The organism is Ruegeria sp. C12 (assembly GCF_056537745.1).
The window spans coordinates 436,028-450,701 of record NZ_JBQFSA010000001.1 but is presented as its reverse complement, the minus strand read 5'-3'; the positions used below and the strand labels follow the sequence as shown (position 1 = coordinate 450,701).

The following is a 14,674-nucleotide window of genomic DNA, read 5'->3' as shown; positions in this document are numbered from 1 at the left end:
TCAGGACCGTTTATTGCCGGAACCGCGATCCGGGCGGCGGCGTGGTCTCAGGCGGTCCAGCAAAGCACTGGGCGTTTTCCATCCATTCCCTCGCCAGATCGCCCGAAACGGTCAGATCAGTGTCCACATAGCTGCGCGTCTGCGTCACCGTCTGCGCAAACCCAAGGGCCGAACCGCTGATCTGCCCCACCGACGCGTCGCCAAATTGCCAGACCTCGCCCGAGGGCGCAGTCAGTTCGACGGCAGGCATCGCAGGCGGAACCTCTTTCCCGCGCAGTTGGAACGAAAACCCGAATGTGTTGACGCCCAGAATGACGATGTTCTTGATCCGGTCGCTCTCGGTGCGTTCCGCGCCGAAAAGGTCAAAGACCTCGTGCCCATGGGCCCAGGTCTCCATCTGGCGCGCGCTGATGGACGACCGCGCCGACATCGACGGTCCCACCCAGGGCAGGCGCGTTTTGGGATCCACACCCTGCCAACGGGTGGCCATATCGCGGAAGTAATCCCGCCAGAGGGTCAGCAGCGCCTCGCCCCGTTCCGAGATGGCGGCGTTTTCCATGGCCCGAAACCCCAGCGTCTGGATTTTGGGCAGGCTTTCACCCAGCATCGCATTGAACGCATCCGCCGAGGTCAGCGACAGATCGGCGGCCCGGTTCCAGAAATGCAGATGCACCAACACATCATTCACCGTCCACCCCTTGAACTGGGTGGGCGCATCCCAACGTCCGTTGCACTGCGCCTCGATTACGGCAGCCAATGCTTCGCTTTCCTCCAGAAAGGCAGTGACCTGTTCCATTATGTCTCCAACAGAGTATTGAGCCGGTCGACGGCGTCCAGAAAATCGGCTTTGAAATCCTGAACGACCTGCCCGGCCGAGGTTGTTTCATTCATCAATCCAACCGCCTGCCCGACCCAATAGGTCGCCAGTTCGGTCGCACCCTCATGCCCGGCTGAGGCCAGTTTTTCGGTCAGATGCAATGCCGGCTCGCTGACGATGGTCTGGAACGGCATCGGCAGGGGGGAAACTTCGCTGTCCTCCCACGCATCTGTCCAGGCCGATTTCAACTGTCGGGACATCTTGCCGGTACGCGACTTGCTGCGCACAGTGTCCGAGGACGTGGCCGCCAGCATCTTGTCCTTGATCGGCTGCGCCGGTTCCCCTTCGGCAGTTGTCAGCCAAACCGAACCGCACCACGCTCCCGCAGCCCCCATTGCCATCGCCCCCGCCATCTGCCGACCGGTGGCAATACCGCCCGCCGCCAGAACCGGCCTGCCCTGCGCGACCGAGACGATCTCGGGCGTCAGCACCATGGTTGAAACCTCACCGCAATGACCACCCGCTTCGCCGCCCGCAGCCACAAGAATATCCACCCCGGCGGCGATCTGCCGTTCGGCGTGTTTCTTTGCCCCGACCAGAGCGGCCACCGGAACGCCCCGCTCATGCGCCATGTCGATCATGATCTTCGGCGGCTCACCCAAAGCGTTTGCGATCAGCTTGATCGGGAACGAGAACGCAACCTCAAGCATCGCCTGCGCGCCTTCTGCATCCATGTTGCGGGCGAAATCCAGGAACCTGATCCGATCATCATCAATCCCGGACGTGTCGATGCCATGGCTTTGCAGGACTTGTTCGGCCAGTAGTTTCTGCTCGGCGGGCAACGCGGCCAACAATTGGTCGGGGTCAAGCCCTGCACCAGAGGCCGCAAGGTTGTTCGGTACGATCAGGTCCACGCCGTAAGGTTTGCCATCGACGTTGGCGTCAATCCATTCCAGTTCCTGCCGCAACTGCTCGGGCGTGTACATCACCGCGCCAAACACACCCATCCCACCGGCCCGCGACACCGCAGCGACCACATCCCGGCAATGGCTGAAAGCAAACAGCGGGAACTCCAGCCCCATATTCTTGCACAGCTCAGAATTCACGGCGCGTCTTCCTCCAACGCGATCATCAGCGCGCCAGCGGTCAGTTGCGCACCGGCCCGGGTGACAACCTCGCGGACCTGTCCGTCGCGCGTGGCCGTGATCTGGTGCTGCATTTTCATCGCTTCGAGAACGGCCAGCGTCTGGCCCTTTTCGATCTCATCACCCGGCGCGACGTTGATCGAGACCACAACCCCCGGCATCGGAGCCACGATCCGGCTGCCGCCCGCATCGTCGCCTGACGCGGTCAGTGGATCGAAAATCGTGAACGCGAGGTCAACTGTGTCGAGGCGCAGGCCGAATTGGCGGTTGCCCCAGCGGGTGAAGCTGACGGTAACGCGCCGCCCGTCCAGCGTCAGGGTTGCGCCGGTGTCGTCCATGCTCTGAACCGTCGCGACAAAGCTGTCATCGCCACAACGGACGTCGAAACGATTGCCAACCGGCGAGACCGAGACCTTGGCCTCGGTCTCGCCGTGGATCAGTGTCACCATGTTCGGCAGTGGCGCAACGCTGTGCCAGTCAAGCAATTCGACGCTGACGACGGTGGATTGCGCAAACAGGCGGTCGCGGTCCTGACAATGGATCAGAACGGCGGTCAACGCGAAATCGGCGGGCCGGGCCTGAACCGGGTCGACGCCATCGGGATAGGTCTCGGCGATAAAGGCCGTGGTGGCCGACCCGTCGGCGAAACCGGGCTGGTTCAACGCGTCGATCAGAAAGCCGCGATTGGTGGTCAGACCCAACAGCGCGGTTTCCTTCAGCCCGGCGACCAGACGACGACGCGCCACGTCGCGGCTGGGACCGATGCCGATCACTTTGGCCAGCATCGAATCGTAAAAAGGCGAGACCTCACCCCCCGTTTCGATGCCGGTATCGGTGCGCATCCCTTCGCCGTCGGGTGTTTGCCACAGGGCAATCGGGCCAGTCGCGGGCGCGAAATCCGCGCCGGGGTCTTCGGCATAGAGACGCGCCTCGATGGCGTGCCCGTCAAGCCGCACATCCGCTTGCGTCAACGGCAGGGGCAGGCCTTGCGCCACGATGATCTGCAACTCGACCAGATCGAGGCCGGTGATGGCCTCGGTCACGGGGTGTTCGACCTGCAACCGCGTGTTCATTTCCAGGAAGTAGAACGCACCCGAGGCATCCAGCAGGAACTCGACCGTGCCCGCGCCGCGATAGTCCACCGCACGGGCGGCGGCGATTGCAGCGTCAGTCATTTCCTTGCGCAGTTCGGGCGTCATCACCGGGCATGGCGCTTCTTCCAGAACCTTCTGGTGACGGCGCTGGACCGAGCAATCGCGTTCGCCCAGATGCAGGGTTGTGCCGTGATCGTCAGCAAAGACCTGAACCTCGACATGGCGCGGTGCGATGACGGCTTTTTCCAGAATCAATTCGCCGGACCCAAAGGCGTTTTCCGCCTCGGACCGGGCCAGTTGCAGACCCGCCGCCAAATCGTCGGCACCATGCACGATGCGCATCCCGCGCCCGCCGCCACCGGCAGCGGCCTTGATCATCAGCGGGAAGCCGATTTTGGCGGCGGCCTCGGTCAAAGCGGCGTCGGACTGATCCTCGCCTTCATAACCGGGCACGCAGGGAACCCCGGCGGCGATCATCAGCCGTTTTGCGGCTGCCTTGTTGCCCATCGCGGCGATTGCGCTGGCCGGTGCGCCGATAAAGGTCAGGCCCGCTGCGCCCACGGCGGCGGCAAACGCCTCATTCTCGGACAGAAAGCCATAGCCCGGATGGATCGCCTGTGCGCCCACCTGTTGGGCAGCGGCAATGATGGCATCGCCGCGCAGATAGCTGTCCGCCGGGGCCGAACCACCGATATGAACCGCATCGTCCGCCAGTTTCACATGGCGCGCGTCGCGGTCCGCGTCCGAGTAAACCGCGACTGTCCGCAGGCCCAGCCGCCGAGCGGTGTCGATGACGCGGCAGGCGATCTCACCCCGGTTGGCAATCAGAATTGTGTCAAACATCTTCGGCCTCGGCCCATTTCGGATTTCGTTTCTGCATAAAGCTGGTGACGCCTTCGATCCCTTCGGGCGACAACAGGCACCCGGCGAAGTCATCGGCGGCGCGGGCAATCTGGTCCTGTCGTGGCAGGCTTTCCATGTCGCGCAACAGCGCCTTGGTCACCGCCAGAGCATTGGGGGATACATGGGTGATCTGCGCCCGAATGTCGGTCAAGGCCGCATCGATCCCGTCCGCGCCGCTGACCAACTGGTCGACCAACCCAACCTCAACGGCTTGCTGGCTGGTCAGAGTGGCAGCAGACAGCATCAAACGGCGTGTCTGACGCCGCCCCAGCCGCCGCTGCACCATGGGTGCGATCTGGGCGGCAACGATGCCGATCCGGGTCTCGGTCAGGGCGAACTTGGCGTTTTCCTCGGCGATCACCAGATCACCGCAGCAGACCATGCCAAAACCTCCGGCCATGGCGGCCCCTTCGACCACGATGACCACGAACTGCGGCAACTGATCGATGGCATCGAACACCTGAGCCCCACGGACCGACGCCGCGATGACCTCATCGCGCGCATCCGCTCCTTGGAAAGCGGATTGAAACGCTCGCAGGTCCCCCCCGGCGCAGAACACCCCGCCCCGACCGCGCAGGACCACGCCGCGAATGTCACGGCGTTCCTGCAGTTCGGCGCAGAGGGCCAGCAACTCGTCGATCCGCTCGAACGTCAGCGGGTTTCGACGGGCCGGTTCGTTGAACCAGACCGTCAGCCACCCGCCCCGCTGTTCAAGGTCCAGAGCCTTATAGGCAGCGCCGTCCATCACATCCGCCCCACGCCAAATGCGTTGGGTTTGAGACGGCGATTGCGGCCTTCCTCGACCGTTTCCAGACACATGGCTAAAACCTTGCGGCTGTCGCGCGGATCGATGATGCCATGGTCCAGAACACGCCCCGAGGTGACGAAGCTATCGGATTGTTCGTCAAAGATATGGCGGATGATCTTGCCTTGCTGCTCCAACGCCTCTTTCGGCAGGTCTATGCCCTTGCGCTTGGCGGTCATGGCCTGCACGACACCCATGGTCTTGGCAGCCTGCTCGCCCCCCATCACACCGGATTTCGAATTCGGCCAGGCGAACAGAAAATCGGGCGCAAAGCCATATCCGGCCATGCCGTAATTCCCGGCGCCGAAGCTGGACCCGATATACATCGTGATCTTGGGCACCCGCATGTTGGTGACTGCCTGAATCATCTTCGAGCCGTGCTTGATCATGCCCGCCTGTTCATAGGCGGTGCCGACCATGTAACCGGTCGTATTGTTCAGGAAGATGACCGGGATGTCCGCCTGATCGCACAGCTGGAAGAACTGCGTGGCCTTGTTCGCCCCTTGCGTATCAATCGGACCATTATTGCCAATGATGCCGCAGGCAAACCCGTGGATCGAGGCGCGCATACAGACGGTGGCCGGGCCGAAATCCGGTTTGAAATCCTCAAACTCAGACCCGTCGACCAGACGCGCCACCACCTCGCGCACGTCATAGGGCACCTTGGGGTCGGCAGGCACAATCCCAGCCAGTTCCGCCGGGTCATAGACCGGAGGTTCAAACGCGCGGCGCGGCGGCATGGATTGTCCCTTGTTCCAGTCAAGCTTGCCGACCACATCGCGTGCCATGGCAATCGCCTGCACATCATCCTCGGCCAGATACTCGACCAGTCCGCTGACCGAAGCGTGCATCTCGGCCGAGCCAAGCTCTTTCTCGTCCGCCTCTTCCCCGGTGGCCGCATAGACCAAGGCGGCCCCGGCCAGAGCCGCCATGCCGTTCTTTTTCACCCCGATCACATAATCCGACAAGCCGGGCATATAGGCCCCGCCCGCAGTTGACGCCCCGTGCAGGACCGCGACTGTGGGAATGCCTGCCGCGCTCATCCGGGCCAGATTGGCAAAGGCTGTGCCGCCCCGCGCCCACATCTCGACCTTATAATTAGTCAGGTCGGCCCCCGCGCTTTCGACCAGATGAACAAAGGGCAGCTTGTGTCGCAGCGCCAACCGCTGCACGCTTAGCCCGGCCTCAAGCCCCTTGACGCCCATCGCACCAGCTTTGATGCCGCTGTCATCCACCCAGATGATGCAGCGCACGCCGTTCACAAATCCGATCCCCGCGATCAGCGAAGACCCCGGCACCGATTTCTCTTCTTTCGAGCTGTCGATCAGATACCCAGCAATGGTGTGCAGCGCCAGAAACGGCATGCCGGGGTCAAGCAGCCGGGCCAGACGCTCGCGCGGTAAAATCTGCCCGCGCTTTTCGAACCGCTCGCGTTTCTGTTCCGACAGCTTCACGGGCCGCGCCTCAAGCTCGCGCAGCTTTTCGACCAGAGACAGCATCGCCGCCTGATTTTCGTGAAAAGTTTCGCTGCTGGTCTGAATTGATGATTGATATGGCACGGTGGCTCTCATATAAAACAGGACGTCCTGTTTTTTTCACAAGTCCAGAGCAGCCTGTCAACATGAAAACCAACACGACTTCGTCTGACGCAACTGGCACATCGCCCCGTCGCCAGCAGGATCGCGCCGTTGCGACACGGCGCGCGGTGCTGGATTCCGTGATCGAATGCCTTGACCAACTTGGCTATGCCGAGACCAGTTTCAGCGCGATCCAAAGCCGGTCAGGCCTGTCGCGCGGATCGGTGAACTATCACTTTCCAACCCGTCACGACATGATCGTGGCCGCTGCGGAACTGATGTTGGACAACGCCCGCGCCGGTGCGATCAGCTATTTCGGACGCGCGCATGGTCAGGACAGCGCCGGGGACTATGGGCAGATCGCGCAATTGCTGTGGTCAAGGGTTGTGAACACCTCGGCCGGGCGCGCCTTTGTCGAGCTGATGGTTGCTGCGCGCACCGACCCCAATCTGGAATTTGCGCTTAACGATATGCTGGCGCAGTGGGACGCGGACTTAAACCAGCAACTGCGCGCCACCTATCCCGATGATCCGGAATTGATGGTGATGGTCTGGGATCTTTGCCGCACCTATTTGCGCGGGCTGTTGATTCAGGCGCGTTTTGCGCCGGACCCGATGGCCCTGCAATCCAAAATCGACCAGTTCTCAAAAATCGTCTGGCAATTCGTTCAGTCCAGAAAAAGCACCTGATCACAGTTCGGGGGAAAGAGCATCATGTACGACAATACGCGGCCCGACCGTCATTTCAGCGCAGAGCATCAGGCCTTCCGCAGCAGCCTGCGCGCCTTTGTCGAGGCCGAGATCATGCCCAATATCGACACATGGGAAGACGCCGGTCGCCTTCCGCGCGAGCTGTACAAGAAAGCTGCCGAGGTTGGATTTCAGGGCGTCGCCTTCCCCGAAGATCTGGGGGGCGCGAACGGTGATCTGTTCATGCAAGTGGTTGGCACCGAAGAGATAGCGCGCTGTGGTGCGGGGGGCGTTGCAGCCTCGCTGGGGTCTTTTTCGATTGCGCTGCCTCCGATCGCGCAAAGCGGCAACGCGGTACTGCTCGAAAAGTTCGTGAAACCGGTGATCGCAGGCGACCGCATCGCGGCGCTGGCCATAACCGAGCCCGGCGGAGGATCGGACGTGGCCGCCCTGCGCACCACGGCGATCCGGGATGGTGACCATTACATCGTGAACGGGGAAAAGACCTTTATCACCTCGGGCATGCAGGCCGATCAACTGACCGTGGCTGTGCGCACAGATCCTGACGATCAAAGCATGACCGGCATCTCGTTTCTGGTTGTCGAAGGCGACACGCCGGGGCTGACCCGGACAGAACTGAAAAAGATGGGCTGGTGGGCGTCGGACACCGCGCATCTGCATTTCGACAACTGCCGCGTTCCGGCTGAAAATCTGGTGGGTATGGAAGGCGAAGGCTTTCTGGCGGCCATGCTAAACTTCAACAATGAAAGACTGGCCCTGGCGGTGCACGCCTACACGATGGCGCAGGTCTGCTACGACGAGGCCCTGGCCTGGGCCAGACAGCGCACTGCCTTCGGCAAACCGCTGACAGCGCGTCAGGCCATTCAGCACAAGCTGATCGACATGGCGGCCCGGATCGATGCGGCCCGAACCCTGACCTATGACATCATCTGGCGCTACATGCAGGGCGCTGACCCCTTGAACGTCCACGTCGCCCGCACCTCGATGGCCAAGGTAACAGCGACGGACGCGCTGAAATTTTGCGCCGATGAGGCGGTGCAGATTCTGGGCGGTGCGGGATATATGCGGGGGACGGCCTCGGAACGGATTTACCGCGAAGTGAAGGTGATGACCATCGGCGGCGGCACGGATGAGGTGCTGCGCAATCTCGCAGCGTCACAACTGGGGATTTGACGGGGCATTCATCCTCAAAGTTGCATCTGCCATCTGAAGCACATCGGCCTGCCGACAGATCAATTCAAACCGCTTCACGTGCTGGAATTTTGCCGGTCCGCATACGACCCCGGCCTGACGACCGGGGTCAAAGGCAGATCAATGGCCGGTCAGGACCAGAGTGTTCACCGGCATCAGGATCAGCCGCAGACGCAATCCCGCAGCATGAACCACGCCGATGGTGTCGACGACATGCAGGAAGGCCCCTTCCCAAAACCCAAGGTCTTCATGCTCTAGCCGTTCGTGGTTGTCGGTGTAGACATTTGCCAGACAGTTACTGCCCGGCGGGATGTCGTCGGTCATGCCTTTATACAGCGGCTCCATATACACCAGAATTGAACCGGGGTTGTTGTTGGTCTGCACGTCCCGCAACTCATCCGACGGGCGGATCTGGCCCGAGGGGATCACGTCCTGCACTTCGACCACGACCATCGGGATCACGGTAAAGGGCTTGGTCATGCAACCCAGCTCTCCGATCATGCCGGGTTTGATGACTTGTGCCGAAAGCTGGTTGAACGCAGCCTGAAACCTGTCATGCCCGGAATGCGACGGCACCAAAATGCCGGCAGGACGTAAAAGCGGGCTGACGTAATCCCCCACTTGCAGCCCGAATTGTTCGACCCGACCGGTTACTCCGGCGTTGATCACGGTCTTGTCCAACTCGGTCAGCGCGGCGTCCAGTTGGGCGTTGGCGCTGGCTAGCTGGGCCGGGATCAGCTCTTCGATCTGCTGAACAACCGCCGCGCGCCGGGATTCCGCAGCCGTGACCTGCGCCTCGCGCTCCTCTACCAGGTTCTCCAACCGCTCGATCTCGGTCAGACGAACAGCGCTCGACCCTTCGTCCCGCAGCGTGGTATTGCGTTCCAGATCCTCAAGCGATTGATCCAGCGCGGCGCGGGCACCCGCGATCCCGGCGTCGGCTTCGGCCAGATCGGTTTCGGCCACTTTCAGCGAGGCCTGCACCTGAGCAACCTGCGCATGCGCGGCCTGAACCTGCGCCTGCTGAGTGAAATCCTCGATCCGGAAAATCGGCTGGCCGGCCTGCACCAATTCGTTGTTGCGGACATAGACCTCGGACACGCGCCCACCCAGTTGCGGCAGGATGGTGACTGTCCTGAAATAGGACGCAGCGGTTGTGCTGGCCGGGTGGAAATAGAACAGCGTGGTGATGACCGTCAGGGCCAGAATGGCGCAGGTGGTCAGCCCCCAGCGCAATTCATACCACATGGTGAACAACGTAATCTCATGCCCGATCCGCTTACCTTGGACAAAGCGGCGGAACAGATAGTCGGGCAGCACCGTAATCAGGGCGCAGATCATCGTCTCGATCATGACTTAGTGCTCCTGCGCTTCGGTTTTGTCCGCACTCGGCGCGGCTGGGGGCGGCGCTTCGGGCAGCGTCTCTGGCACAGGTGACCGACCCAAAGATCGAATAGCGTCGGCAATGTTCTTCATCGGCGTCGCAAAATCCGGGAACTGGAACCCGGCAACCAGAATGGCCGCAATCCAGAAAATTCCGTTATGCGTGAACAGGGCCAACAGCGCCAGAATTCCCACCAACTGGAACTGCGGATGGTTGTTTTCATGCGCCATTTTCTCGGGAACCGAATGAAGTGTCAGGTAGCCAACACCGATCAGCACCACAAGCACCACAAAGAAAACGACCATGGCGGAGAAAAGGTAATCGCTCCCGTCAGCTGCGACGACGTATCTGGGAATATGCCCGGTGGCCATTGGATGAAGCTCTGCTGCGGTCACCTTACCCTCCTGTTTGTTTTGCTACTTCTTTGACCGGGTTGAAGCACAAATTCAAGCTTGCTTATAGTCCACGGACCGACTGTCGAGACGAACAGGGACCTCAGACACCGATATGAAACCTGAAACCCTTTGGGGTAGCTGCCTAAATGAAAGCACATGATATGATTGATTTCCTCATCATCGGCGGCGGCATTGCGGGGCTGAGCGCAGGCGCCCGGCTGTCACAGCACGGGTCCGTAACCGTGATTGAGGCAGAAGATGCCGTGGGGTATCATGCATCCGGTCGATCGGCCGCCCTGTTCGAGCAGAATTACGGCCCGCCATCGGTGGTAGAGCTGAACAAAGCCAGCGCCCAGTTTCTGCATACAGAGAACGAAGGCTACCTGACACCCCGCGGACTGATGTTGGTCGCAGCCAAAGATCAGCGTGAAGCCTTCAATGCTGATCTGACCAGTCTCGGTATGAGCAGGGTGTCGGTCGAAGATGCAGTTTCCCGAATACCAATTCTTGATCCCGCAGGTGTTGGCTATGCCGCACTCAGCGAAGCCGCGTTTGACATCGACACGGACCGCCTGATGCAGGATTTCTCGCGCACCATTCGCAGAAATGGCGGGGCCGTGCTGACAAAGCACAAGGTGACGGCCATTCACAAATCGGCGCATTGGCGGGTCGAGGCCGGAGACGTATTCGACGCCCGCCACCTGATCAACGCGGCAGGCGCATGGGCGGATGAGATTGCACAACTGGCCGACGTTCAGCCCATCGGCATCACCCCGCGCCGCCGTTCCATGGCGCGAATCCCGGCCCCAGGAGGGCACGACGTCTCGGGCTGGCCGATGATGCTGGGCACAGACGAAAGCTGGTATGCTAAACCGGATGCGGGCAAGTTGCTGGTATCTCCGGCCGACGCAACACCGGTTACACCGCATGACGCCTATGCGGACGACATGGTACTGGCCGAAGGCTTGGCGCGGTATGAGGCTTTGGTGACCGAACCTGTCACGCGGATTGAGACAAACTGGGCCGGGTTGCGCAGCTTTGCGCCAGATGGGACGTTGGTGTTGGGCCCCGACCCGCTGGAACGGTCGTTTATCTGGTGCGTTGGTCAGGGCGGGTACGGGTTCCAAAGCGCGCCAGCCGCTTCTCAGTTTCTGGCAGATCTTGTTGTCGGAAACACTCCGATATTTGATCAAACCATCATCGACATGCTAACCCCGGACCGATTGAACAGATGAGCAAGCGCATCCCTCCGCCAAATGCCAGCGTCGCCACCCCGGCGGAAAACGGCAAACTGGTCGCGCCCGCCGCCACCCGGAACGCAGGCGTTCTGAGTGACCTTTTGGAAGCGTGGGCCCCCTCCGACGGCTCCGCCCTCGAAATCGCCAGCGGCACGGGCCAGCATGTTTGCGCCTTTGCCGAGCGTTTGCCCAACCTGTTCTGGCAGCCGACAGAGATTGATCCCGAACGCCGCGCCAGCATTGATGCATATGCACTCAATCTCCCCAACATCGCACCGGCTTTGGAACTGAACGCAACGCAAGCGGGTTGGAGCAAGCAATTCGCGCCGAAGGACCTGATCGTGCTGATTAATCTGCTGCACCTGATCAGTTGGGAAGAGGCGGAAACTCTGGTGTCGGAAACCGCAAAAAAGCTCTCACCCGGTGGGCGCTTTATTCTGTACGGCCCGTTCAAACGGGACGGGCTGTTGACCAGTGACGGAGATAAACGGTTTCATGAGGCGCTTGTCCTGCAGGACCCCGAAATTGGTTACAAAAACGATGCCGACATTCGATCAATGCTGTTTGCCAAGGGGATGAAGCGCGTCGAAACCGTTGAAATGCCCGCAAACAATCTGGCCTTCATTGCCACGGCATAAGTCAGCCGGCCTTGTTCAAAAAGCCTGCTGTCGCAGGCTTGCCTCCGGCGGAGGTATTTTTGAACAGAAGAAGTAACGGATCGTTAACTCTAATCGGCGACAGTGTTTTTGCGGTACAGGCGGAGGCGCCGATGACCGTAACAGGAGAAGGCCCCCCTCGCCAAAAGCAGGGGGGCTGAATCTTGTGACCAGCCCCCGCTTCTCTTGTTCAAAAATACCTCCGCCGGAGGCATGGGGCGCCGCAGGCGGCCCATTTATTGCGACCCATTAGCCGTCCTTGCGGATGACCTCGTTTTTCGGGTCATACGGGCTGTCGCAAGTGACAACCGCATCCCACAGTTTGTCCTGCATTTTGACCTGCAGCTTGGTGCCTTCGACCGCCAGTTCGGGTTTCACGTATCCCAAACCGATGGATTTTTCGAACGCCACCGAGTAGCCACCCGAGGTCAGACGTCCCACGCGCTCACCTTCCGGCGTATAGAGCGCCTCGCGGCCCCACGGATCGGCATCGTCCGGCCCGTCGATCAGCAGCGTGCAGCATTTCACGCGCACGCCGGTTTCTTCCAGCTTGGCCTTGCCGTGGAAATCCTTGGACAGATCGACAAAACGCGGCAGGTCGGCCTCGAGCGGGGTCGCGTCGCGGCCCAGTTCAGTGCCGAAAGCGCGATAGGATTTCTCTTGCCGCAGCCAGTTCTGGGCGCGGGCGCCGACCAGTTTCATGCCGTGTTTCTCACCGGCTTTTTCCAGCAGGTCGAACAGGTAGTTCTGCATCTCGATCGGGTGGTGCAGTTCCCAGCCCAACTCACCGGTATAGGCCACGCGGATCGCGTTGACCGGGCACATGCCCAGTTCGATCTGGCGCGCCGACAGCCACGGGAAGCGCTTGTTGGACAACGCAGTGTCCGGGTCGGCGTCCTTGATGATCTCTTTCAGAACGTCACGCGACTTAGGTCCGGCGATGGCAAAGACGCCCCACTGGGTGGTCACGTCCTGGATTTCGATATAGCCGAACTCCTCCATCTTGTCCTCGGCCGCCTTGCGCAGGTAGTCGGCGTCATACTCGGTCCAGGCACCGGCAGAGACGATGTAATAGTTGTTCTCGCCATTGCGGACGATGGTGTATTCGGTGCGGGTGGTGCCATGCGAGGTCAGCGCGTAGGTCAGGTTGATACGACCAACCTTGGGCAGCTTGTTGCAGGTGAACCAGTCCAGGAACGCGGTCGCACCGGGGCCTTTGACGACATGCTTGGTGAAGGCCGAGGCATCGATCAGGCCGACGCCTTCGCGGATCGCCTTGGCTTCTTCGACGGCATATTGCCACCAGCCGCCACGGCGGAACGAGCGGCTTTCCTTGTCGAAATTGTCCGCCGCGTCCAGCGGGCCAAAGTAGTTGGGACGTTCCCAGCCATTGACCCAGCCGAATTGCGCGCCGCGTGCCTTTTGGCGGTCATACGCAGGGACGGTGCGCAGCGGACGGCAAGCCTCACGCTCTTCATCCGGGTGGTGCAGGATGTAGACGTGTTCGTAGCATTCCTCGTTCTTGCGGGCTGCGAATTCGGTGGTCATCCAGTTGGACGAGTACCGCTTGGGGTCCAGCGAGGCCATGTCGATCTCGGCTTCGCCATCGACCATCATCTGCGCCAGGTAATAGCCGGTGCCACCCGCAGCGGTGATACCAAACGAGAAACCTTCGGCCAGCCACATATTGCGCAGGCCCGGAGCCGGACCGACCAGCGGGTTGCCGTCAGGGGTGTAGCAGATCGGGCCGTTGAAATCGTCTTTCAGACCGGATTCGGCGCAGGAGGGGACGCGCTCGGCCATGGCCATGTACTGATCGGCGATCCGGTCCAGATCCAGCGGGAACAGGTCGGCGCGGAAGCTGTCGGGCACGCCATGTTCGAACTGTGCGGGCGCGCCATGTTCGTAGATGCCCAGAATCCAGCCGCCGCGTTCCTCACGCGCGTAGGATTCGTTGTCGGCGTCGCGGACAACGGGATGCTCGGGGTTGCCCGCTTCGCGCCATTTGACCAGTTCGGGGTCCTTGTCCATGACGATGAACGTGTGCTCGACCGGGATCGCGGGCATCTTGATGCCCAGCATCTTGGCGGTGCGCTGCGCGTGGTTGCCTGATGCGGTCACCACATGCTCGGCGGTGATCACCACCTGCTCATCGGACGGGATAAGGTTACCACCTTTTTCGATCATCTTGGTGCAGGTGACTTCCCAATGGGTGCCGTTCCAGTGGAAGGCATCGGCCTGCATCTTGCGTACGATGTCCACGCCGCGCTGGCGCGCGCCCTTGGCCATGGCCTGCGTCACGTCGGCCGGGTTAATATAGCCGTCTTCGGTGTGATAAATCGCGCCTTTCAGATCCGAGGTCTCGATCAGCGGCCAGCGGTCCTTGATCTGTTCGGGCGTCAGCCATTCATAAGCGACATCGCAGGTCTCGGCAGTCGAGGCATAGAGCATGTATTCATCCATACGCTCCTGCGTCTGCGCCATGCGCAGGTTGCCGACCACGGCAAAGCCTGCGTTCAGGCCGGTCTCTTCCTCAAGCTGTTTATAGAAATCGACCGAGTATTTGTGGATATGGGTCGTCGCGTAGGACATATTGAACAGCGGCAGCAGGCCCGCCGCGTGCCAGGTCGAGCCCGAGGTCAGCTCATCCCGTTCGATCAGCATCACATCGTCCCAGCCCGCTTTGGCCAGATGATAGGCAATCGAGGTGCCGACGGCACCGCCGCCAACAACCAGTGCTTTGACTTGGGTTTTCATAA

The 14,674-nt window shown here is 61.0% G+C and carries 12 protein-coding genes; 4 read left to right on the top strand and 8 right to left on the bottom strand.

Annotated elements, in window-relative coordinates:
- Positions 1-10: 10 nt before the first annotated feature.
- From ACR0C9_RS02050 to ACR0C9_RS02030, 5 genes are read right to left on the bottom strand one after another with little or no spacing between them, the layout of a single operon-like run.
- Positions 11-796, bottom strand: a complete 786-nt coding sequence (locus ACR0C9_RS02050) for a TIGR03084 family metal-binding protein (RefSeq protein ID WP_170452253.1) — start codon at positions 794-796, stop codon at positions 11-13.
- Positions 796-1,923, bottom strand: a complete 1,128-nt coding sequence (locus ACR0C9_RS02045; protein WP_480780278.1) for an NAD(P)H-dependent flavin oxidoreductase — start codon at positions 1,921-1,923, stop codon at positions 796-798. The genes ACR0C9_RS02050 and ACR0C9_RS02045 overlap by 1 nt, the downstream gene beginning before the upstream one ends.
- Positions 1,920-3,899, bottom strand: a complete 1,980-nt coding sequence (locus tag ACR0C9_RS02040) for an acetyl/propionyl/methylcrotonyl-CoA carboxylase subunit alpha (protein ID WP_480780277.1) — start codon at positions 3,897-3,899, stop codon at positions 1,920-1,922. Before ACR0C9_RS02040 ends, ACR0C9_RS02045 begins: the two co-directional genes overlap by 4 nt.
- Positions 3,892-4,704 carry an enoyl-CoA hydratase/isomerase family protein gene (locus ACR0C9_RS02035; RefSeq protein WP_480780276.1) on the bottom strand — a complete coding sequence of 271 codons (813 nt, stop codon included), beginning with the start codon at positions 4,702-4,704 and terminating at the stop codon, positions 3,892-3,894. Before ACR0C9_RS02035 ends, ACR0C9_RS02040 begins: the two co-directional genes overlap by 8 nt.
- A complete protein-coding gene (locus ACR0C9_RS02030; protein WP_480780275.1) occupies positions 4,704-6,323 on the bottom strand; it encodes an acyl-CoA carboxylase subunit beta in 1,620 nt (539 codons plus the stop codon). The genes ACR0C9_RS02035 and ACR0C9_RS02030 overlap by 1 nt, the downstream gene beginning before the upstream one ends.
- A 62-nt stretch (positions 6,324-6,385) precedes the next feature.
- On the opposite strand from ACR0C9_RS02030, the gene ACR0C9_RS02025 reads away from it, so the two are divergent.
- Both ACR0C9_RS02025 and ACR0C9_RS02020 read left to right on the top strand, forming a co-directional pair.
- Positions 6,386-7,030 carry a TetR/AcrR family transcriptional regulator gene (locus tag ACR0C9_RS02025; protein WP_170452262.1) on the top strand — a complete coding sequence of 215 codons (645 nt, stop codon included), beginning with the start codon at positions 6,386-6,388 and terminating at the stop codon, positions 7,028-7,030.
- Between the two features lie 24 nt (positions 7,031-7,054).
- The gene (locus ACR0C9_RS02020; RefSeq protein WP_170523138.1) at positions 7,055-8,224 is read left to right on the top strand and encodes an acyl-CoA dehydrogenase family protein; all 1,170 of its coding nucleotides are present in this window, start codon (positions 7,055-7,057) and stop codon (positions 8,222-8,224) included.
- Between the two features lie 138 nt (positions 8,225-8,362).
- Here the strand turns inward: ACR0C9_RS02020 and ACR0C9_RS02015 are convergent, their stop codons facing one another.
- Both ACR0C9_RS02015 and ACR0C9_RS02010 read right to left on the bottom strand, forming a co-directional pair.
- The gene (locus tag ACR0C9_RS02015; protein ID WP_170633721.1) at positions 8,363-9,595 is read right to left on the bottom strand and encodes an HlyD family secretion protein; all 1,233 of its coding nucleotides are present in this window, start codon (positions 9,593-9,595) and stop codon (positions 8,363-8,365) included.
- A gap of 3 nt (positions 9,596-9,598) precedes the next feature.
- Positions 9,599-9,997 (bottom strand): hypothetical protein, encoded by a 399-nt coding sequence (locus ACR0C9_RS02010; protein ID WP_170453124.1) that lies wholly within the window; start codon positions 9,995-9,997, stop codon positions 9,599-9,601.
- 185 nt (positions 9,998-10,182) lie between these two features.
- On the opposite strand from ACR0C9_RS02010, the gene ACR0C9_RS02005 reads away from it, so the two are divergent.
- Positions 10,183-11,256: an NAD(P)/FAD-dependent oxidoreductase gene (locus tag ACR0C9_RS02005; protein WP_480780528.1), complete on the top strand. Its 1,074-nt coding sequence runs from the start codon at positions 10,183-10,185 to the stop codon at positions 11,254-11,256.
- The gene (locus tag ACR0C9_RS02000; protein ID WP_170452270.1) at positions 11,253-11,897 is read left to right on the top strand and encodes a DUF938 domain-containing protein; all 645 of its coding nucleotides are present in this window, start codon (positions 11,253-11,255) and stop codon (positions 11,895-11,897) included. Before ACR0C9_RS02005 ends, ACR0C9_RS02000 begins: the two co-directional genes overlap by 4 nt.
- A 267-nt stretch (positions 11,898-12,164) precedes the next feature.
- Here the strand turns inward: ACR0C9_RS02000 and ACR0C9_RS01995 are convergent, their stop codons facing one another.
- A complete protein-coding gene (locus ACR0C9_RS01995; protein WP_480780274.1) occupies positions 12,165-14,672 on the bottom strand; it encodes a GcvT family protein in 2,508 nt (835 codons plus the stop codon).
- Positions 14,673-14,674 lie beyond the last annotated feature (2 nt).

What these genes read in the sequence shown, in the direction of transcription:
- ACR0C9_RS02050 (WP_170452253.1), bottom strand. Translation starts at nt 796, where the DNA reads ATGGAACAGGTCACTGCCTTTCTGGAGGAAAGCGAAGCATTGGCTGCC.
- ACR0C9_RS02040 (WP_480780277.1), bottom strand. Translation starts at nt 3,899, where the DNA reads ATGTTTGACACAATTCTGATTGCCAACCGGGGTGAGATCGCCTGCCGC.
- ACR0C9_RS02035 (WP_480780276.1), bottom strand. Translation starts at nt 4,704, where the DNA reads ATGGACGGCGCTGCCTATAAGGCTCTGGACCTTGAACAGCGGGGCGGG.
- ACR0C9_RS02025 (WP_170452262.1), top strand. Translation starts at nt 6,386, where the DNA reads ATGAAAACCAACACGACTTCGTCTGACGCAACTGGCACATCGCCCCGT.
- ACR0C9_RS02020 (WP_170523138.1), top strand. Translation starts at nt 7,055, where the DNA reads ATGTACGACAATACGCGGCCCGACCGTCATTTCAGCGCAGAGCATCAG.
- ACR0C9_RS02015 (WP_170633721.1), bottom strand. Translation starts at nt 9,595, where the DNA reads ATGATCGAGACGATGATCTGCGCCCTGATTACGGTGCTGCCCGACTAT.
- ACR0C9_RS02010 (WP_170453124.1), bottom strand. Translation starts at nt 9,997, where the DNA reads ATGGCCACCGGGCATATTCCCAGATACGTCGTCGCAGCTGACGGGAGC.
- ACR0C9_RS02005 (WP_480780528.1), top strand. Translation starts at nt 10,183, where the DNA reads ATGATTGATTTCCTCATCATCGGCGGCGGCATTGCGGGGCTGAGCGCA.
- ACR0C9_RS02000 (WP_170452270.1), top strand. Translation starts at nt 11,253, where the DNA reads ATGAGCAAGCGCATCCCTCCGCCAAATGCCAGCGTCGCCACCCCGGCG.
- ACR0C9_RS01995 (WP_480780274.1), bottom strand. Translation starts at nt 14,672, where the DNA reads ATGAAAACCCAAGTCAAAGCACTGGTTGTTGGCGGCGGTGCCGTCGGC.